This window comes from Pseudomonas kitaguniensis, from assembly GCF_009296165.1.
GTDB classification, from domain to species: Bacteria; Pseudomonadota; Gammaproteobacteria; order Pseudomonadales; family Pseudomonadaceae; genus Aquipseudomonas; species Aquipseudomonas kitaguniensis.
Genome location: NZ_VUAZ01000021.1, coordinates 1 through 20,433, shown reverse-complemented (window position 1 = coordinate 20,433; position 20,433 = coordinate 1). Strand labels below are relative to the sequence as shown.

The 20,433-nt window shown below is 60.4% G+C and carries 17 protein-coding genes and 1 pseudogene; 9 read left to right on the top strand and 9 right to left on the bottom strand.

The annotated features are described in order from the left end of the window. Positions 1-13 precede the first annotated feature (13 nt). Complete coding sequence (locus F0169_RS04675; RefSeq protein ID WP_152745817.1) at positions 14-1,120, bottom strand: efflux RND transporter periplasmic adaptor subunit; 1,107 nt, start codon at positions 1,118-1,120, stop codon at positions 14-16. 18 nt (positions 1,121-1,138) lie between these two features. Continuing rightward, complete coding sequence (locus tag F0169_RS04670) at positions 1,139-2,326, bottom strand: TolC family protein (protein ID WP_241679054.1); 1,188 nt, start codon at positions 2,324-2,326, stop codon at positions 1,139-1,141. 286 nt (positions 2,327-2,612) lie between these two features. Between F0169_RS04670 and F0169_RS04665 the strand changes: the two genes are divergently transcribed. Next, positions 2,613-3,983 carry a GntT/GntP/DsdX family permease gene (locus tag F0169_RS04665; RefSeq protein WP_152745813.1) on the top strand — a complete coding sequence of 457 codons (1,371 nt, stop codon included), beginning with the start codon at positions 2,613-2,615 and terminating at the stop codon, positions 3,981-3,983. 40 nt (positions 3,984-4,023) lie between these two features. Here F0169_RS04665 and F0169_RS04660 read toward each other — a convergent pair whose 3' ends face one another. The 3 genes and pseudogenes from F0169_RS04660 to F0169_RS04650 form a co-directional block, all read right to left on the bottom strand. Next, positions 4,024-4,521 (bottom strand): DUF4411 family protein, encoded by a 498-nt coding sequence (locus F0169_RS04660; RefSeq protein ID WP_152745811.1) that lies wholly within the window; start codon positions 4,519-4,521, stop codon positions 4,024-4,026. Continuing rightward, complete coding sequence (locus F0169_RS04655) at positions 4,518-5,654, bottom strand: ImmA/IrrE family metallo-endopeptidase (protein WP_152745809.1); 1,137 nt, start codon at positions 5,652-5,654, stop codon at positions 4,518-4,520. The genes F0169_RS04660 and F0169_RS04655 overlap by 4 nt, the downstream gene beginning before the upstream one ends. 69 nt (positions 5,655-5,723) lie before the next feature. Beyond that, a pseudogene (locus tag F0169_RS04650) lies at positions 5,724-7,026 on the bottom strand (MFS transporter). Between the two features lie 185 nt (positions 7,027-7,211). Between F0169_RS04650 and F0169_RS04645 the strand changes: the two are divergent. Next, positions 7,212-8,630: a TIGR00366 family protein gene (locus F0169_RS04645; RefSeq protein ID WP_172979326.1), complete on the top strand. Its 1,419-nt coding sequence runs from the start codon at positions 7,212-7,214 to the stop codon at positions 8,628-8,630. A gap of 69 nt (positions 8,631-8,699) precedes the next feature. Here F0169_RS04645 and F0169_RS04640 read toward each other — a convergent pair whose 3' ends face one another. Continuing rightward, complete coding sequence (locus F0169_RS04640) at positions 8,700-8,990, bottom strand: nucleotidyltransferase family protein (RefSeq protein WP_058411503.1); 291 nt, start codon at positions 8,988-8,990, stop codon at positions 8,700-8,702. A 158-nt stretch (positions 8,991-9,148) separates the two neighbouring features. On the opposite strand from F0169_RS04640, the gene F0169_RS04635 reads away from it, so the two are divergent. The 3 genes from F0169_RS04635 to F0169_RS04625 all read left to right on the top strand — a co-directional run bounded on the left by F0169_RS04635 (position 9,149) and on the right by F0169_RS04625 (position 12,809). After that, positions 9,149-10,849 carry an acid phosphatase gene (locus F0169_RS04635; protein ID WP_152745807.1) on the top strand — a complete coding sequence of 567 codons (1,701 nt, stop codon included), beginning with the start codon at positions 9,149-9,151 and terminating at the stop codon, positions 10,847-10,849. Between the two features lie 122 nt (positions 10,850-10,971). Continuing rightward, positions 10,972-12,141 (top strand): hypothetical protein, encoded by a 1,170-nt coding sequence (locus F0169_RS04630; RefSeq protein WP_152745805.1) that lies wholly within the window; start codon positions 10,972-10,974, stop codon positions 12,139-12,141. A gap of 143 nt (positions 12,142-12,284) precedes the next feature. Then, entirely contained in the window at positions 12,285-12,809 is a 525-nt protein-coding gene (locus F0169_RS04625; protein ID WP_122249614.1) for an SET domain-containing protein, read from the top strand. Here F0169_RS04625 and can read toward each other — a convergent pair. Beyond that, on the bottom strand, positions 12,806-13,450 hold the full coding sequence (can, locus tag F0169_RS04620; protein WP_058411507.1) for a carbonate dehydratase: 645 nt from the start codon (positions 13,448-13,450) through the stop codon (positions 12,806-12,808). The two genes, F0169_RS04625 and can, sit on opposite strands and share 4 nt — an antisense overlap. A 152-nt stretch (positions 13,451-13,602) precedes the next feature. On the opposite strand from can, the gene F0169_RS04615 reads away from it, so the two are divergent. Next, on the top strand, positions 13,603-14,007 hold the full coding sequence (locus tag F0169_RS04615; protein ID WP_152745804.1) for a serine kinase/phosphatase: 405 nt from the start codon (positions 13,603-13,605) through the stop codon (positions 14,005-14,007). Between the two features lie 58 nt (positions 14,008-14,065). Here F0169_RS04615 and rimI read toward each other — a convergent pair whose 3' ends face one another. Then, positions 14,066-14,518, bottom strand: coding sequence for a ribosomal protein S18-alanine N-acetyltransferase (gene rimI, locus F0169_RS04610; protein ID WP_058411509.1), 453 nt, complete (start codon positions 14,516-14,518; stop codon positions 14,066-14,068). Continuing rightward, positions 14,511-15,254 carry an energy transducer TonB gene (locus tag F0169_RS04605; RefSeq protein ID WP_152745894.1) on the bottom strand — a complete coding sequence of 248 codons (744 nt, stop codon included), beginning with the start codon at positions 15,252-15,254 and terminating at the stop codon, positions 14,511-14,513. Before F0169_RS04605 ends, rimI begins: the two co-directional genes overlap by 8 nt. A 187-nt stretch (positions 15,255-15,441) precedes the next feature. Between F0169_RS04605 and mksB the strand changes: the two genes are divergently transcribed. The 3 genes from mksB to mksF are packed head-to-tail and all read left to right on the top strand — an operon-like array spanning position 15,442 to position 20,247. Next, a complete protein-coding gene (mksB, locus tag F0169_RS04600) occupies positions 15,442-16,719 on the top strand; it encodes an Mks condensin complex protein MksB (RefSeq protein ID WP_058411511.1) in 1,278 nt (425 codons plus the stop codon). After that, on the top strand, positions 16,709-17,410 hold the full coding sequence (gene mksE, locus F0169_RS04595; RefSeq protein WP_122249617.1) for an Mks condensin complex protein MksE: 702 nt from the start codon (positions 16,709-16,711) through the stop codon (positions 17,408-17,410). The genes mksB and mksE overlap by 11 nt, the downstream gene beginning before the upstream one ends. Beyond that, positions 17,407-20,247, top strand: coding sequence for an Mks condensin complex protein MksF (gene mksF, locus F0169_RS04590; protein WP_152745802.1), 2,841 nt, complete (start codon positions 17,407-17,409; stop codon positions 20,245-20,247). Before mksE ends, mksF begins: the two co-directional genes overlap by 4 nt. Positions 20,248-20,433: the final 186 nt, after the last annotated feature.

The following is a 20,433-nucleotide window of genomic DNA, read 5'->3' as shown; positions in this document are numbered from 1 at the left end:
ATCACTCGCAGGATCAATGGGCGTGCTCGGCCGAGCCTTTGCCCAGTTCGGACTTGAGAACGAAGCTGCCGACGGTGGCCACCTGCGCGCCGGCATTCAGGCCTTTGCGCACTTCGACGTAGCCGTTTTCACTCACGCCCAGCTCAAGGTGACGGGTAACAAAACCGTGCTCCGTGCGTTCGAACACCGAGGGTTTGTCCTCAACGGTCTGGATCGCGCTTTGCGGCACGGTGACTTTCGCCTGGTAGGTGTCGGTGGCCACTTGCACGGTCACAAACAGCCCCGGGCGCCACGTGTCGTCGGGGTTGGGCACCGCCACGCGCACGGTGGCCGTACGCGTTTGCTCACCCAGCAAATTGCCAACGTACGCCACGGTGCCGCGCACCTCGGTGCCCATTTCGGTAGAGCTGACGTTCACCGGTTTGCCCACGCGTACCTTGTTCAGGTCCTTGGGGAACACACCGAAGGTGACCCACACCTGAGACAGGTCCGAGAGGATGAAGGCGTTGCTGGTTTCACTGACGACCTCGCCCACACCCAGGTGTTTTTCGACCACCACGCCGGCGAACGGCGCACGCAGCTCGTAGCGATTGCCGCCCACCAATACCGCGCTGCCACTGAGAGCGGTCATCTTTTGGCGGGCGTTGTTCAGCGCAATCTCGGCTTCTTGCAAGGTCTGGCGCGCCAGCAGGTAATCCTGCTCGGCAGAGATTTCGTCCTTCCACAGTTGGCGCTCGCGCTGAAAGGTAGTGCGCGCCAGTTCAACCCGGCGCACGCTGGCGGCCAGTTCGCTGCGCTGATCGGAAATTTGCTGGCTGGCGATCACGGCCAATAACTCACCTTTTTTCACCGACTGGCCGAGGTTGACCATGACCGACTCCACCACGCCGGCCGCACGCGGCACGATGTGCGAGGTGCGGTCTTCATCAAAGCGCACTTCCCCCGGCAGCGTGAGCAGCGTGCTGATCGCGCGGGGTTGGGCCTCGGCGAGTTGAATACCTGCAGCCTGGATCTGCTGTTCGGTGAGTTCGAGTTCGCCTTCTTCTTCGTCGGCGCTGGCAAAACCGCACAGCATCAGGCCCAGGGCCACGGCCAGCGCCGTGGCGTACTTTGTATTCATAGGTGGCTCCAGAAAAAATCAAAACCGGGCAAGGTCGCCGTAAATCCGTTCGATACGCACCCACGCTTCGGTGGCCTGAGCGGTCGCCGTGAGGTAGTCGGTGCGTGCAGCGATCAAGGTGCGCTGGGCGTCGAGCACGTCGATAAAATTGAATTTGCCCATTTCGAAACCGCGCGTGGCGCTGTCCACGGCGTTTTGCGCGGCGGGCAGGATCTGTTCGTTGAAGGTGCGCACTTCGGTCTCTGCGGTTTGCCACAGGTCCAGGGCCTGGCGCGTTTCGGTGCGCAGGCGCAGTTCGACGGCGTTACGCTGGTCGCGGGCCTGATCGGCGCGGCGGCTGGCGGCCAGCACGTTGCCCTGGTTGCGGTTGAACAAAGGGATCGGCATCGACACGCCCACCAGGTTCACCCGCTCACGCACGCTGGCGTCGTATTGGCTGCCGATCGACACATCGAGGTCGGGAATGCGCTGGGCTTTTTCCAGGCCGACGCTGGCCTCGCTCTGGCGGATATGCAGCTCGGCCAAACGCACCTCGGTGGTTTGCTCAAGACGCGCGAGCAATGCTGCGGAAGCCGGCAACGGCGGCGCAGACTGGCGTTGTGTAGCCACGGCCTGAAACTCAGGCGCGGCGCTGCCGGTGCTGGCGGCGAGGCGGCGGTAGGCATCGCTTAGGCCGATCTGCGCGCGATTCAGCTCCAGGCGAATCTGCGACAACTGCACCTGCGCGCGGGTGGCTTCCACCGGCGATGATTTGCCGGCAGTCACGCGCCCCTTCGCGACAACCAGGCCACGCTCGGCAACGGCCATCGAGCGTTGCGCCAGGTCGAGGCGCTCCTGAGCACGCAAGGCGCCGTAGTAGCTGTCGATCACATCGGCGCGCAGGCCGTTGCGACGCTGCTCCAACGTCAGCGCGGCAGCGTCCTGAGCGCCGGTCGCCACGTCAATCCGCGCACCGCGTTTGCCGCCCAGTTCCAGGGTTTGGCTGAGTTTGACGGTGGTGGTGCGCGTGCTACGCCGAGTGTCTTCGGCATCCCACGAGGCCACCGGGTTGGGGATCAAGCCCGCCTGCTGGCGAGCGCCTTGGGCAATTTCGATTTCCCATTGTGCGGCGGCCAGGTCGGGGTTGTTGGCGAAGGCGGTTTGCAGGGCTGCATCAAGAGTGAGGGTTTGCGCCTGAGCAGCACTTGCGGCCACCCACAACGCCATCGCCGCCACCCGTATGTTTACCGAAATTGCCATATCGAGAGTTCCACGCCCATAAAGTCGCTGAGGTTTCCCAGCGGGGGCAATGTAGCTTTCGGGACTTATCAGGCCGGTGGAGGAAAGATTACAAATCCGACAGTAACAGCTCTGGTGCGGCATTTTTGGCCCGCCACCCCTGATCGCACCAAAACCGCACAAGCGCACTTGGCCAGCGCGGTATCAGGTATGCTTTTCGAGCAGGAAACAAAAAGAAACATATTTCCCACCCTGTTCGCTAAGGAGCTCCGTTTTGGCGTTATCGACTGCTGCGTGGATGGTTCACGACACCCGCCTGATGTTCTGCGTGCTACTGGCCATTGCCAGCATCATTGTGTTGATCAGCGCAACCAAGCTGCCACCGTTCCTGTCGATTTTGATCGGCACCTTTATCGCCGGTGTCGGCGCCGGCTTGCCGCCCGAAGACGTCGCCAAGGCGTTCAGCAAAGGCGCCGGGGCGATTCTCGGTGAAGCCGGGATCATCATCGCCCTGGGCTCAATGCTCGGCGCGTTGATGGCGGAATCCGGCGCGGCCGACCGCATCGCCACCACGCTGCTCGGGCTGGGCAAGGGCAAATCACTGCCGTGGGTAATGGCGCTGGTGGCCATGGTGATTGGCTTGCCGCTGTTCTTCGAAGTGGGCTTGGTGATGATGGTGCCAATCATCTTTGTAATGGCCAAGCGTTCGAACCAGCCGCTGCTGAAAATCGCCATCCCGGCGCTTGCCGGCATGACCACCCTGCACGCCCTGATGCCGCCGCATCCGGGGCCGCTGATTGCGGTGGGCGCACTGCACGCCGACTTGGGCCTGACCATGTTGCTGGGCTTTTGCCTGGCAGTGCCTGCGGTGATCCTCGCCGGGCCGCTCTACGGCAATTGGCTGTCCAAACGCATGCACGTGGAAGCACCGGCCGACATCGGTGCGCTGTTCAGCGCGCCGCCCAAGGCGCCGCGCCAGCCAAGCTTTGGGGTGTCGCTGCTGATCATCTTGCTGCCGGTCATCCTGATGCTCGGCAGCACCTTGGCCAAGGTTGCCATGGCAGCGGAAAGCCCGGTGGCCCTGACCTTGAAATTTCTCGGTGAACCGCTGATCGCCCTCGGCCTGGCGGTGATCGCCGCCGTGGTCTGCCTGGGCTGGGCCGCCGGCATGCCACGCGCAGACGTCGGCAACACCCTGCGCAAAGCCCTGGCGCCGATTGCCGTGTTGCTGCTGACCATCGGCGCCGGCGGTGGCCTCAAGCAAACCTTGCTGGACGCAGGCGTCAGCCAAACCATCAGCAAAGTCGCCGAAGGCGCGCACATGCCGTATTTATTACTCGCATGGTTGATCGCCGTGGCCCTGCGCCAGGCCACCGGTTCGGCAACAGTTGCCACCACCACAACTGCGGGCATCCTCGCGCCGATGATGGCCGGGCTGGCGGGTACGCAGAGTTCATTGGTGGCGCTGGCGATTGGCGCAGGCTCAGTGTTCTTTTGCCACGTCAACGACGCCGGGTTCTGGATGGTGCGTGAGTATTTTGGTTTGCAACTGAAGCAGACGATCTGGGTGTGGTCGGTGTTGCAAACCATTGTCTCGGTGGTCGGCCTGGTGGGCACGCTGTTGCTTTGGTACTTTTTGACCTGAAGATCACGCATTGAGGGGAAGCGCTGCTCCCCTCGATAGGTCAGTGATGCAAAACGAAGCGCGCGTCGAGTTTGCCGAGCAACTCGAACGTGTTCATGTAGGGAACACCAAACAGAGAGCACACATTGGGAATGGTGTATTTACGCTTGATGTCAGGGTTATAGGCCTCATGTGTCACAACCACAGCCCTTGTCGTCATCGCTTTGGCTATTAGCCAAGCGTCTGCTCCTTCAAGAAACTCCTCCAATGCACCCGCCTTCATCACCGGCACCTGCTCGGCGATTCTTGAAACAATTTCCCCAAAGGCCGCTTGAGTCTGCTGATCACTTGAGTCTTCAAACAGCTGAGCATTACTCTTTACCCACTGCGTCAACTCGTCGTTACCCTTCACCAGTTCGTCACGGACAGGAAAGATACTGGCAATTTCCAGAGCCTGATGCTGCTGAAGTATCCACGCCCAATAACCTGGGCAAATCGTCATCGCGTAATAACGATTTTTGGCTTCGATCAATGTGTTCGAATCCAATAAATGCTTCATGCCGATAATTTCATCCCATAAGCCTTCAGCTTCGCAGGTTGTACGCCCAACAACTTCCCTGCGTCGCGTAGCAGAATACGGCCACTCTGCGCCTCTGCCAAAACAGCCCTGCTCAACCGAGCACTGTTTCTGATCGCAGCTGTGCGGTAGTAATCCCCTCCATTGCCATCCTTGTCGCGATAATCCTGTAAAACCCTATGGTAGTAAGCACCGTATTGGCCACTCGTGATGTAACCAAGATCACGGGCGCGGCGCGCAATGACCAATGCGCTGACACGAAAGCGTCCGGCCAACGGCATCAGGTTATCTTCCCAATAAACATCAGGGTCCCAATGCGCTCGAAAGACAAGTTCTGGAGCGAGGAACTCCCCCGCCACCGCATTGCAAAAAGCCTCTTCCTTGCGAGCACTTTGAGCGCCGCCGTCAGACACACCAGTGCTGCCGATCCAGATATGCGCAAGCTCATGCATAAGCGTAAAAAGCCGCGCAGTGGGCGCATCCGCGCTGTTGATAAATACGACGGGGGCCATCGCATTACTTATTGCAAAGCCTCGAAACTCGCTGACATCGAGCTTCCTATGGGTATTACCCAAGGCAACTCCACTGCGCATCACAAGAATACCTGCGTCCTCTGCACCACTCACCAATGCCCTCACATACTCTTCATAACCCATGCGGACAAAGTCACCCGTAACACCGAGAACGCGACGAATATCTGCGACAACATCTTTGATTGGCGAATAGCTGTTGAAACTTCCAACAAAGGCCAGCGGTGCCCGCTCGTGATCCTGCAGGTATTCCAAGTACCAATCTTGCTTGCGGAGCACGTCTCTTACGGTATCCATCAAGTTCAAGCTGGGCGTGTCGGGGAACGCCCCGCCCACGGTACGCAAGTCTGGAAGCGGAAGATTTTCCTGTGGAGGGGCCTTGAGAAATAGAAAGCCAAAAGGGACGTGCGCAATAACTGCCCACTTTTGCGCCTGATTAAAGGTAGGAAGGCTCTTACCGTCCTCCCACTCCTTTACCCTTTCCATTTTGACCGTAAGGCTTTTGGCAATTTGTTGCTCAGACAGGCCCGCCCGCTGGCGAGACCAGGACAGGATTGCGGGATTGATAAAGGCGGTCTGAGTCATGGTTTACAGGTATTAATCAGAAGTGGCCGTGACTATAGGAGTGACTACCCTACGCGTCAATTGATGGCCTCAGAGCCCTTTTGTAACGGCGTATACCACGTGGCGTTTGCTGAACAGCGCCACACTCGCCACGCCCACCGCGCCCATCACCACGCAGTACCCCACGCAAATCCACGGGCGGGTCGGCATCAGCGCTATCAATAGCAATGGCGTGGTGCTCGCCCACAGCGCGTAGGCAATGTTGTAGGTGAAGGAAATTCCCGACACCCGCACCGGCGCCGGAAACAGGCCGACCATCACCGACGGCACCGCGCCGACAACTCCGCAACTCAAGCCCGCCACGGCATATGCCGCGCCCAGCCAGATACCGCCGTTGATCAGGCTGGCGTACAAATCGCGATGCCGACGGGCAGCAACAGGCTGTAGACCAACACAGCACGCCAGGCGCCGATGCGGTCGACCAGCAGGCCTGCGAGTACACAGCCGATATTCAAAAAGACGATACCCAACGCGCTCAACGCAAACGTATGGCTGGGGCTCATGCCGAAGGTTTTTTGCATCAGGGTCGGGGTGATGACCACCAGCACCACCACGGCGGAGGTGAGCACGCAGGTGAGGATCATCGCCGGCAGCAGCACCGCGCGATGGTCACGCAGCACGGTGCGCAGTGGCATTTCGGCGGCGGCTTGGCGGCGCGCCTGCATTTCAAGGAACACCGGGGTTTCGTTGAGCCAGCGGCGCAGCCACACGCCGATCACGCCGAATACACCGCCCAACAGGAAGGGAAAGCGCCAGGCATAGTCGAGAATTTCGGCAGGCGTGAACACCTGCGCCAGCAGCGTGGCGGTGAGTGCGCCGAGCAGGTAGCCGAAGGTCAGGCCGGCTTGCAGGAAGCCCAAGGCGTAGCCACGGTGATGGGGCGGCGCGTGCTCGGCGACGAAGGTCCAGGCACTCGGGACTTCGCCGCCCACCGCGGCGCCTTGCAGCACACGCAGCACCAACAGGATAAGCGGCGCGAAATAGCCGATTTGCGCGTAGGTCGGCATGATCCCGATCAGCAGGCAGGGCAACGCCATCATCAGAATGCTGAGGCTGAACACGCGTTTGCGCCCCAAGTGATCGGCGAAGTGCGCCATCAAAATGCCGCCCAGCGGCGCGCCAGGTAGCCAGTAACAAAAATGCCGAAGCTTTGCAGCAGGCGCAGCCATTCGGGCATTTCGGGTGGGAAGAACAGTTGGCTGAGGGTCAGCGCAAAGAACACGAAGATAATGAAGTCGTAGATTTCCAGGGCACCGCCGAGGGCGGCCAGGCCCAGGGTTTTGTAGTCGGAGCGGGAAAAACGCTGCGCCTGTGGAGCAAAGGTGGCAGTCATGTGAAGGCTCGGCAGACAAACAAAATGGCGTGCAGGTTATGAGCTGAGCCCAATCATGGCAATCACGACAGATATATTTGTTTTACTCATGGATCGATGAAGATAACTGCATTCCCATATCAATGGCCGTAGCGGAACATGCCGTAAAACTGCCAACACCATAATAATTACAAGAGGAAAGACTCGTGGCCGATGCTATCGAAGAAAGCCGCTATGCCCGATTTGCCCTGCGCTGTTCCAACTTCGCCGAACGCTGGTTTCCAGACTCGTGGGTATTTGCCGCCCTCGCCGTGATCATCGTCGCCGTGGCGACCTTGGGCATGGGCGCGGCGCCAACAGAAGCCGCCAAGGCCTTTGGGGATGGGTTTTGGAGCCTGATCCCGTTCACCATGCAGATGGCCTTCGTGGTAATCGGCGGTTATGTGGTGGCCAGTTCACCGCCTGCGGTGAAGCTGATTGACCGCTTGGCGCGCATCCCCAAAAACGGCCGCTCGGCGGTGGCGTGGGTGGCGCTGATTTCCATGGTTGCCTCACTGCTGAACTGGGGGTTGTCCCTGGTGTTCGGCGGTTTGCTGGTGCGTGCACTTGCGCGGCGTACGGATTTGCGCATGGACTACCGCGCCGCCGGTGCTGCGGCCTACTTGGGCCTTGGCGCGGTATGGGCACTGGGGTTGTCGTCGTCGGCTGCGCAATTGCAGGCCAACCCGGCCAGTTTGCCGCCGTCGATTCTGTCGATCACCGGCGTGATCCCGTTCACCGAAACGATCTTCCTGTGGCAATCCGGTGTGTTGTTGCTGGCGCTGATCGTGGTCTCGCTGATCATTGCCTACGCCACCGCGCCTGGCCCGAACAGTGCTCGTGATGCCAAGGCCTGCGGCGTCGACCCGGCGTTCAACCTGCCAAAAATCCAGCCGCCCACCCGCCCTGGCGAATGGCTGGAACACAGCCCATTGCTGACTATCTTGCTGGCATTACTGGCGGCCGGTTGGCTGTTCCATGAGTTTTCGACCAAGCCTGCGATCAGCGCCATTTCGGGGCTGAACACTTATAACTTCCTGTTCATTATGGTCGGCGCGCTGCTGCACTGGCGCCCGCGCAGCTTCCTCGATGCGGTGGCCCGCGCCGTGCCGACCACCACCGGCGTGCTGATCCAGTTTCCGCTGTATGGCTCGATTGCGGCGCTGATGACCGTGGTAAAAGGCGGCGACGGCCAGACCCTCGCGCACCATATCTCGACCTTCTTCACCTCCATTGCCTCGCATGACACCTACGCGCTGCTGATGGGGGTTTATTCGGCCGTGCTGGGCTTCTTTATTCCGTCGGGTGGCGGCAAGTGGATTATCGAAGCGCCTTACGTGATGCAAGTCGCCAATGACCTGCAATACCACCTCGGCTGGGCGGTGCAGATTTATAACGCGGCCGAGGCGCTGCCAAACCTGATCAACCCGTTCTATATGTTGCCGCTGCTCGGGGTGCTGGGGTTGAAGGCGCGGGATTTGATCGGGTTTTCGTTTGTGCAGTTGCTGGTGCACACGCCGCTGGTGTTGTTCTTGCTGTGGGCGTTGGGGACGACGCTGAAGTATTTGCCGCCGGTGATGCCTTAGTCAAAAAATCACGCATCGGTTGTTGCAACCGAAGCGTTCAGGCTGGAGGGCCAGGAAGGCGATTCGCGGTCATACCGGCCGAGCCTCAGCCAACACTTTTGCGCGAAACTTCAAGGGCAAATCGGCAGGTGTCAGTAAATCCACGTTGATCCCCAGTAAATCCTCAAGCTCGACCTGTAGCCCACCAAGATCAAACAGTGTGGTCCCCGGAGGAGCATCGACGAGCAAATCAAGGTCGCTGCCTTCATGATCGGTACCGAGCAACACAGAACCGAATACTCTCGGGTTTGAGACACGAAAACGGCCCACCACGTCTCTGACGGCGGCGCGTTTCAGTTCAAGGGCGATTGAAGGTTTCACGGTTCACCTCGGTGACGTCCATTATCGAGTCAGTCTAGCAGCGCCGGGCACGCGTAGACACATCTCAAGCCTGACGCCACTGTCTTCGTTCCGTCACATTGCGTTGCTACCGTCCTGCGAAATATCTTGAAACAACCACGCATCAGGGACTTCCCGCAATGAGTGACGAGCACAACCAACGCCCCGCTCCCGATTCCGTAGCTCAAACGCCGCTGGACACCAGCCGGCGGCGCTTCCTGGGCGGCGCGGCGGTGTTGGGGGTCGGCGCGACGTTGGCTGCCTGTGGCAATGCCAGTGAGGCACCCGGCAAACCGGCGCCTCGGCCACTGACCCCGCAAGAACTGGACAAGGCGTTGCACGATCAGGTGAAAACCGTGGTGGTGATTTATGCCGAGAACCGCAGCTTCAACAACCTGTTCGCCGATTTCCCGGGCGTTGAGAAGCCACTCGCGACGCTGACGGCTGCCGAATTCCAGCAACGCGACCGCGACGGTAGCCTGTTGGGCACTTTGCCGCCGGCGTGGGGCGGTGTGTTGCAAGTCGGCCCGCAAAGCGTGGACGGCGTGACCTACCCCAGTGAAGTGCAATTCCAGGAAAACCTGCCCAACGCGCCATTCGCCCTCAAAGGCCCGAACGCTGAGGACTTGCCCTTGAGCCTGGTCACCCGCGATTTGTGGCACGTGTTCTACCAGAACCAGATGCAGATCAACGGTGGCAAGAACGACAACTTTGTCGCCTGGGCGGATTCGGGTGGTTTGGTCATGGGCTATTACGCCCAGAGCCGTTATTCCCTGCGCCTGTGGGACGTGGCCAAGGAGTTTGTGCTCTGCGATAACTTCTTTCAGGGCGCCTTTGGTGGCTCGTTCCTTAACCACCAATACCTGATCAGCGCCACTGCGCCGTTTTATCCGAATGCCGCGCAGTCCGTGGCCAAGGCACAAATCGCCACGCTGCAAAGCGATGACCCCACCGACCCACGCCTCAAGCCGTTGGGCACGTCCCCGGCCAGCGCCATGACCGGCCCACCGCAGTTCGGCCCCAGCGCCCTGACGCCGGACGGTTACGGCGTGAACACGCTGGCCCCGCCCTACTGGCCGACCTGGATTCGCGACCCACAGAACCCGGATTACTCCAAACCGGACCTGCCCAACGTACTCGTGCCACAAACCCACGAACACATCGGTGACAAGCTGTCGAAGAAGAACGTCGACTGGGCCTGGTACGCCGGGGCGTGGCAAGCCACTCTGGACCAGTTCAAGGATTCAGGCGGCATCCCCAAGATTCCGAACTTCCAGTACCACCACCAGCCATTCAACTACTTCAAGCAACAAGGCCCCGAGAACCGCGCCGAACGTGACAAACGCCTGCGCGATGGCGGTTTGGGTGATGAATCAAGCACCAATAAGTTCTTCGCCGATGCCCAGGCCGGCAAGCTTCCCGCCGTGAGTTTTTACAAGCCTCAAGGCAACCTGAACATGCACGCAGGTTACGCCGACGTGGCCTCGGGCGACCGGCATATCGCCCGCGCGTTGAAGGTGCTGCAAGAAAGCCCGCAGTGGAAAAACATGGTAGTGGTGGTGACGGTCGATGAAAACGGTGGCTGGTGGGACCACGTCGCACCGCCCAAAGGCGACCGCTGGGGGCCGGGCACGCGAATTCCGGCCTTGGTGGTGTCGCCGTTCGCGCGCAAAGGCACGGTTGACCATACGGTTTACGACACGGCGTCGATCCTGCGTTTAATTACTCGGGTGTTCCAGCTGGAGACATTGGATGGCCTCAAGCAGCGTGATGACGCGATGACCGCCCGCGGCCAGAAACCCATGGGTGACTTGAGCAATGCCTTGCAGTTCAACGTGTAGGTTGGCTTATCCAATAACGACACGCTTGGCGATTTAACACGCGGTTTTCCTGAGCAACCGCTACTGTGTGTGGGTGGGCTTTCACCCCGCGCAGACGGGCTTTCGCTGACAAGGAACCAACTATGTTCAAACCGACCAGGCTGTCTTTTACCCTGGCCGCACTGCTGGCCAGTGCGGCCGTACAGGCCGACATCGACGTGCCACTGGGCAGTACGCAACGTGTCACGCAACTGTTCGCCTTCCCGAATAACTGCAATGTGATCTGCTTTCGGCCATGGACGCTGGAGCAAACTGCCGAGCATTACCTGAACCAGAGCCTGCAGCGCGACGGCTACAGCCGGGCCAGGGTCAGCGTAAAAACCCATGACGGCGAGGTGACGGCCACCTTCAGCGGCGTGCCCGACCAGTACGGCCAGCCGCTGAAGACGCTGCTTGATACCGCCGACCTGGCGTATCAAGGCGCGAGCAAGCTCAACAGCGACGGCAAGTGGGCCTATAACTGGTACCTGTTTCTGCCGCTGGGCATGGCCCTGGAAAACCGCAAAAGCATCGAATTGCTGCACTTCCCACCGGACTACTCGCTGACCCAGGCCCAGGACTACCTGGAGTCGGCAACCACCGACCGTTGGGCTACCTTGCTCACCGACAATGGCATCGCAGCCACCGAAACGCCTGCTTATCAGACCATCATTGATATTGCGCCCATCGCCGCGCCTTCGAACGCAGGCAAGGACCTGGAAAACGTCTACGGCTATTTCACCGACTATCAGACGCGCATGGTTAAGGAGCTGAGCCAGCACGGCGACGTTTCACTGCCGATGGTCGCGTTCGGCGCGCCGGTGCGCAGTTGGATCAAGCAGCAATACGGCCAGACCGTGGGCGTGCTGGGTTTGGCGCAGATCAGCCCGCAAGCCGGCAAAAGCGTGGCGGTACTCGGCGCCAACCACCCGAGTTACATCTGGTATGCGGCAGACCCTGCAACCTATGCAGGCGATGAACAGAAGGCCGACGACGCCGGTTTGAAAGTGATGGGGCAAGATTTGAGCGCGGCGTGCTGGCAAGCCGGGATGGGCCAGAAACCCGCCAGCGATGCCAATGTACTGCTCAAGGCCTGCATGAACACTTGGCAGGTCACCCGCAAAGAGCAGACGTGTGAGCTGTTCTACACCTCGGTGCGCAAGCTCACCCCGCAGCAAGCCAACGCCAAGTGCGCCACGCCGGTCATCAAGGCTCAGTTGAAACAACTGAAGAATGCCACTGCGCCCACGGCCATCATCGCGCCGGTGCTTTAGGTCGCACAAAAAAACGATGATTACTGTCAACATTGACAGTAGTCATCGGCAGCCTGTTCAGCGAGTCTTAAGCCGGACCCATTCGCTGCAAGACTGGCACTCGACACCATTGGCAGGTCGATGCAGCCCATTTCAGGAAAACCATGAAAACTCCAGCCAGGGATAAGGCTAGTGACGCTGACAATGCTGGTCTGTACCCGTTTGCGACAACATCAGCGGAGTACGGCTATCCGACCACACGCCAGTTTGAGATCGTGCGTGCCCCAAACGGCGAAGCCGCCGGGATCAAATCGCGCGTAGCGTTCGACAACCACACGCTCATCGCCAGGGTGTTCGGCTATGCCTTGAGTGAACGACGCCAGCATTCCTTCCAGATCTCGGCACGGATCCAGCTGTATGACCCGTGGGTCTGCGGCCAACTGCGTCACGCCTGCGACCCGAATGTGTATTTCGACACGGCCTACCTGGAGCTTTGGTCAGTGCTGCCGATTGCCGCCAACACTTGGCTGACCATTGATTTCGCCAACGCCGGCGACGTCTTGCACCGCCAGTTTGCCTGCGAATGCGCCGGGCCCAACTGCCGGGGCTGGATCAAAGGCCCGCAGGAACAACTCAGCGCAGAAGGCCAGTTGTTCCTGGAGCAGCGCGACCGTAACAAACCTGTTTAAGCGTCACCCAACGGGCGCAGGCGATATTGCGGCGGCAATTGCTCGAAACCACTGATGGTGGTGTTCAAGCTCTTCCAGCGGCCATCCTTGATGCCGTAGATGCAGCCATGAATCGACAGGTTTTGCCCACGGTGCCAGGCGTTCTGCACAATGCTGGTGTGGCCGACGTTGGCCACCTGCTGAATCACGTTCAGCTCGCAGAGGCGGTCAACTTGCTCTTCTTCCGTCGGCAGTTGGGCGAGCAGCTCGCGGTTTTCGTAGTAGAGGTCGCGAATCGTGCGCAGCCAGCCATCGATCAGGCCAAACTGGCGGTCCTGCATCGAGGCACGCACACCGCCACAGCCATAGTGGCCGGTGACGAGGATATGTTTGACCTTAAGCACATCGACTGCGTACTGGATCACCGACAGGCAATTAAGGTCGGTATGCAGCACCACATTGGCCACGTTACGGTGCACAAACAGATCGCCTGGCAGCATGCCGACGATCTCGTTCGCCGGCACCCGCGCATCGGAGCAGCCGATCCACAGGTATTCCGGGGTTTGCTGGCGGGCGAGCTTGGCGAAGAATTCGGGATCTTCCTGTTTGATCGCATCCGCCCAGCGTTCGTTGTTATCAAGCAAGTCTTGTAGTTCGTTCATCAGGGAAAGCCTCAGGAATGATGCCCAGCTTTGACACACCACCGCTGGTGCGGGTCACGCGCGGCGCGAGAATAGCCAGGCTAAATTAGCTTGAATCTTTAGGCGGCCATGCCTGTCCACACACTATAAGCCCCACAGTATGAGGATAGGCCATGACTGAATCACGACGTCCCTACGGCGCTACACAGCCCGAACCGATTGATGACAACGAAGATCGCATGGGCTCAATGCGCGAGCTGGATTTTGACGAGCAAGCGCCGACGGCAGAAATCGGCGATGAAATTCCGCCGGGTGAGCGCGAGCACTTGATGCCCGACGAACGGGTGCGCGAAGCCGGTATGACCGGTGCTTCGACGGACGATCATGAGCCCACCGATGATGACATGAGCCCGGAAACGCTGATCCATGAAGACGGCGCGCGCGATGCCCGCGATGCAGGCGAAGATCAGCCGGCGGATTACGATTTGAGCATCGTCGATGAAGACGAGATAGGCGGCGGCAATGGGCTGGATGAGGCCGAACTGGCCGACCTGGACCCGGTAGACGGCAACCGCTGAGATACCACAGGGCCAACTGTGGGAGGAACCTTGCTTCCTTCCACAGTGGCTTTTGTAATCAGTCGACCAGCGTGCAGGCCATCACGACGGCATCTTCACGCCCACCGACGGCGGGGTAGTAATCGCGTCGGCGCCCGATCTCGTTGAACCCGTAACGCTCATACAGGCGGAACGCCCCGGTATTGCTGTCACGCACTTCCAGGAAGCACTCGCGGGCCTTGGCCTCATAGGCTCGCGACATCAGGTGCTCGAGCAAGCTCAAACCCAGGCCTCGGCCCTGGCTTTCCGGCTTGACGGTGATGTTCAGCAAATGCGCTTCATCGAGGATGATTTGCACCACGCCGTGGCCGACCTGCTGTTCGCCTTCAAACATCAGCCAGATCTGGTACTTGCCCAGCCCATCGAGAAAAATTCCGCGGGTCCAGGGATGGCTGAACGCCGCGTATTCGATCTTGAGTACGGCGTCGAGGTCCGCCTCGGTCATCGGGCGGAAGGATAAAGCGTCACTCATCGGTACTTTTCCAGCGCGCCATCAGCTGGCGCATGGCTTGCCATACATCAGCCTTACGCTGTGGCTCTTCCATTAATAATTCCAGGCCCGGCAAGGCCCATACAGACCCCAGGCCTTCGATCTGCAGTTCGCGATACCAGGCTTCGGCATTCGCCTCGCCGGCAAAGCGCACGGCGGGCAAACCGATCAGCCAAAGGCACACGCAGGGTTCGTCCTCCAGACGTGCCGAAACAAAACCTTGCACAAAGTCACGCGCGGCTTCCGGGCCTTGGTCCATGGTGCCGCGCACCAACAATGGCCAACGCACCGGGTCGCCGATGATTTGCGGGCTGTCGGGCAGGCCTGCGGCGCGCAGCATGTCTTTGAGCAGCATGTAGGCCGGGTCGCGGGTTTGGAAGCGTTCGCCGGTAGGCAATTCCACCAGCAGCAGGCAACGCCCGGCCCGCAGCAATTGCAGGGCAAAGCGTGGCGGCGGCACCACAGCGGCTTTGGCCACCGGGGCCGCTTTTTCGGCGACGGCAAGTTTTGCGATTGGCGACGGGCGCGGTACTTCGACCTTTGCGCGCTCTACAACAGGCCGCGCCTGCGGCTCGGGCTTCACCACCGCCACTGGCGCTGCGGCCTCCTCACCCAACACCTCAAGTGCCTCAAAAGGCTCGGGCGCGTCCAGCAACTGCGGCCGCGACGGGGCGGCAAACGGCAATTCGGTGCGGGGCAGCCAGTTGACCACCTGCATGGCGGTCAAGTAAGCGCGACGTCGGGACTCGATAAGCACAGCTCGGCCACTTGTGGATAAGTAAAGAGCGGGGATTCTACCGCTGTTCGGTAACAATCGCCCACTGTGCACTGACCGGCTGTGGATAAATCCCGCGCCTGATGCAGTACAATCGCGACTTTTAATCGCCAACCAGCCGGCCATTCCCATGATCGAACCCAAGCGCGTCCTGCGCGCCCTCGCCGAACACTGGGCCTTACTTGAGCCACTGTGCGAACATTTCGACCAAGGCACCTTGAGCCTGAGCGAACTGCGCGCGCAACTGGCCGCCCAACAACTGGACAGCACGCCCCAAGACATCACCGGTTTGCTGGACGTGTGGATTCGCCTGGATATTCTGGTGCCTGTTGCGAAAAGCCCGAACCGTTTCGAGCTGAACGCGCAGATCCACGACTTCCTCGCCTACCTGCGCAAAGAGCACCGCCTCGGCCTGTGCCTGGAAATCGAAGCCTACCTGCGCCACCTCGAGCGTTTGGCCGGCTACATTCAGGACGCCTTCGACATCCGTGATGGCCACGACCTGGCCCGGCAACTGCGCCTGCTGGATATGCGCGTGCGCGATGTGCTGAAAAAACTCGCCAACGACGAACAAGCGCTCGCCGCCGTGGCCGACCGCGCCAAGACCAGCGACCGGCAGATCCCGTTGCGCCAGCGTTACGCCGAAGTGTTGGCGACGTGGGACGAATACGTTGAACCGATGATCCAACTGGTGAACGCCGACGGCGCCTTCGAACAAGGCGTGCGCAAGGTCGAGAACGTGTTGCTGCGCATGCTCACCGAGCAACAGCGCCTCGGCCACCTGGTGGACGACGACATGCTGCTGCGCACCCACGCGCGCATCCTCGAAATGCAAACCAGCGCCCAGTTGACCTTGCGTCACGCGCGCGAGCTGCTGCTGCCGCTGCGTGAAGAAGCGCGCCGGCATAACGCCGTGACGCGTGGCGCGGCGCTGGCATTGTCGGCCATCCGCCGCAAAGGTTTGGACGCGGTGCCGCAAGCGGCGATGCCGATGTTCAGCCGGCCGCAAAGCACCTTCCTCGGCAGTGCCAGCCAGGTAGAGGCGTATGTGTATGCGCTGGCCAATTTTGAGCCCAAACCGGCGCGTTTCCCCAAGGCGCACAAATCCCACAAGGGCGAAGCCCAACGCGCACCGCGCACGGTCAAGGAAATGCTCGAGCGCTGCGAAGACGCGCTGCCGATGCCAGACCTGATGACCTGGCTGCTTGCGCAGGAACCCGACGGCGCCACCGACGAATTGCTGTACTGGTTCTCGCGACTCTCGCGTGAAAAACGCTTCAAGCGCGAACGCCTGGAACGCCGCGATTACCACACACACGAGCACCAGGTCAGCCTGCGCTCATTCGCCCTGCTCCCGGCCAACGCTGATGCGCCCGAGAATTCCGCGAGTACACCCAATGCAACTTGATCTATCCGAACTGTCCCAGCTGGCGCCGATCTTTCGCGAGCTGTTCAAGGGTTACCACGTCAGCCGCCGCGACCCGGAGCTGTACGCACAACTGTCAAACTTCCAGGACCAGTACCGCACACTGTTCAAGGCCCTGGGCTTTGAGCTGGTGTGCGATACGCGCGGTTTCTACTACTTCGTGCCGGACTCGGCCATCGCCAGCGCGCAGGTCAACAAGACCGCGCAGCGCCTGGCGCTGTTCACCTTCATCATCGTCGAGCACCTGGCCGACCAGGGCCGTGACCCGATTGCCGTGCTCGACGGTGGCAGCCTGGGCCGCGATGAACTGCCGTCGCTGCTGGAGAAGTACCGCGACCTGTTTATCCAGGCCGAAGTGCAAACCCAGGAAGAACTCGAAGAAAAAATCATGCGCCGCATGACCCAACTGGGTTTTGCCAGCGAAGACAACGGCGTGTACCGCTTCCTGCCGCCGATGCACCGCTTTCTCGATGTGTGCTTGTCGGTGCAACAAGACCGCGACCTCGCGGCCAGCGTGCACAGCGTGTTGCCATTGCCGGCGCCGGTGATCATCGACGAAGACAGCGATGAAAAGCTGCTGAAGACCGATGATCCGCTCGACCTGAGCGAATTTGAGAGCGAAGAAGACGCCATGGCCCGCGCCATCGCCGAAGAACAGGAGACCGACGCATGAGCAAGGAACGCTACGGCATCCGCCGTTTCGCCCTATTGAACACCGCCGGTTACAGCTTGGGTTTATTCCCGCTGGAAGAGCCGCTGTCGGTGTACGGCGCGAACAACCTGGGTAAGTCCGCGTCGATCAACGCCTTGCAGTTCCCGATTCTGGCGCGCATGTCGGACATGAGTTTCGGCAAGTACACGCTGGAGCAATCGCGGCGTTTCTACTTTGCCACCGACACCAGCTACATCCTCGTGGAAGTCTCCCTGCCCCACGGCCCGCACGTCATCGGCGTGGTCGGCCGTGGCCCGGGCGGTGGTTTCGGTCACCAGTTTTTTGCCTACGCCGGCAAGCTGGACCTGGCCCACTACCAGAAAAACGACACCTGCCTGCGTCAGAAAGAGCTGTTCACCAACCTTGAGCGCGAAGGCCTGAAAGCCTACGAGCTGAAGCCGGATGAGCTGCGTCGTTTGCTGGTGGGCGGGCACACGTCGATCCCGCTCGACCTGACGTTGATTCCGCTGCGCTCCACCAGCGAACAGAGCCTGAAGACCTTCCGCGCGCTGTTTATCAACCTGCTGCACATGCGCGAAATCACCGCGGCCAAGCTCAAGCAATTGTTCCTGGATGCCTTCGAACACAGCCTGCGTTCCGGCAGTGTTGATTACATCGCGGCGTGCGAAGAAGCCTTCCGCGATGTGCGACGCATGGAGCAGGATTACAACTCTCTGGTCGCCGCCGGGCCGCTGGTCGAAGCATTGGCGAATGGCGTTCGCCAGCGCGACGTGTTGCGCGGCAAGTTGCATCGCCTGTCGCCACTTCTGGATTCGTTGCTGGGCACGTGGTCGGACTACGCCGGCGCGCGCAAGGAAGAGCTGACCATTCAGGCCGAGCATTACCGCAACGAGCAGGACGCGCTGCAAAACAATCAACGCGGCGGCACCCAAGAGCTGATGCGCCTGGAGCGCGAAATCAGCGGCATCCAGCGCTGGCTCGGCGAATTCTCGGTGCTCAAGCATCGTTTTGCCTTGGTCGATAACGTCAAAGTGCTGGAGCAGCAACTGCTGGCGGCCAAGGATGCCCACGACGAATTGGCCGGTGCGCTGGCGCAGTCCCGGCAGTTCAGCGCCGAGGACTTGGACGAGCGTTTGCGCGACCTGGAAAAACGCTTCAAGTCGGTCAAGCAACAGCTCGATCACGCCGACAACAACAGCTACGCCAAACTGCGCGAAGAATTCTCGCAGCCGGATGTCGAGCGCCTGATGCGGCTGTTCAACAGTTCGTTGTTCAGCCTGCCGCTAGGCGAGCATGGCATCACGCTGGACGAGGACGGCCAGTGGGTTAAATCCCTGGAGCAGATTCTTGATGGCTTCAAGGGCGAGCGTTTTGAAGTGCCAGGGTTGTCTATCGACCTCTCCCACATCGAGCCGCCGGCCTTGCAAGCTTTGGCCGACCGCGCGGCGTTGCGCGACCAGAAAGAGCGCCTGGAAAAAGAACTCAAGCAGCTGAAAACCCAGCAAGCCGTGGCCTCCGACCGCGCGGCGAGCAAAACCCAAACCGAAGCGCTGTACCAGCAAGTGCTGGACGCGCAAAAGGCCCTGGAAGATTTCCGCCGCGCGCAAACGTTGAGTGCCGAAGAAGGCGAGAAGCTCGAAAACCTGGCGCAGATGGAAGCGGCTCAGGACGAGTTGAAGCGTTCCAGCGATGCCTTTACCGAGCGCGTCCAACAACTGTCGGCCAAGCTGCAACTGGTCGGCCGTCAGATCGCCGACATGGAAGCCAAGCAGCGAACCCTGGACGACGCGCTGCGCCGTCGCCAGTTGTTGCCGGCAGACTTGCCGTTCGGTACGCCGTTCATGGACCCGGTCGATGACTCGATGGACAACTTGCTGCCGCTGCTCAATGACTATCAGGACAGCTGGCAAGGTTTGCTGCGCGCCGATGGGCAAATTGAAGCGCTGTATGCGCAGGTGCGCCTCAAGGGCGTGGCCAAGTTCGACAGCGAGGACGACGTTGAGCGCCGCCTGCACCTGTTGATCAACGCCTATGCACACCGCACCGATGAAGCGCTGACCCTCGGCAAGGCGCGCCGTGCGGCCGTCACCGACATCGCGCGGACCCTGCGCAATATCCGCAGCGACTATGACAGCCTGGAACACCAACTGGCACTGTTCAACCGCGAGATCAACAAGCGCCAGGTGTCCAACCTGCAGAGCTTTCGCATCGTGCTGGCGCCGAACAAGGAAGCCCTCAAGCATATCGACCAGATCATCCACAGTGCCGGTCAATATGAAGAAGGCGAAACGCTGTCGGTGTTCGACCTGAGCCAGAGCGCCGAGCAAGACAACAAGAACGAAGAGGCCAAGGAATACCTGGCGCGCCTGGTGGCCGCCAACCACAACCAGCTGGGCCTCAAGGATTTGTTCGAACTGGCCTTCGAAATCACCAAGGTGCACGGCCAGCCAGTGATTCACACCGACATTGATGGCGCCGCGTCCAACGGCACCACCATGACCATCAAGGCGCTGACCAACATGTACTTGTTGCTGCACTTGATGGACCGCGACCAGGCTGGGCGCGTGCGCTTGCCGTACTACCTGGATGAGGCCGCGGACATCGACGAGAAGAACCAGGCGGCGCTGCTCGAAACCAGTTTGCAGTTGGGCTTTGTGCCGATTCTGGCCAGTGTGAAACCGCAGGTGTCGGCCCAGGTGGCAATCGACCTGGAAGGCGGCAGCGGGCCGAATGGCATTTATATCGATGAGGCGGATTGGAAGTACATCCGTCGTCATGATGCCGTGAAGGCGACGGTGAATGTGCAGGCGGACGAGCCGGAGCTGGATGAAGTCTGAGTTTATTCGCTGATACGCAAAAGGCCGCGATCCTGGGGATCGCGGCCTTTTTTTGGGCTGGGGTTTGAGGGCCTCATCGGGAGCAAGCCCCCTCCCACACTTTGAACGTGCTCACACATTCAGAATGTGGGAGGGGGCTTGCTCCCGATGGCCGCACCTCGGTCTATTTACCGAGTTGAATCTTCG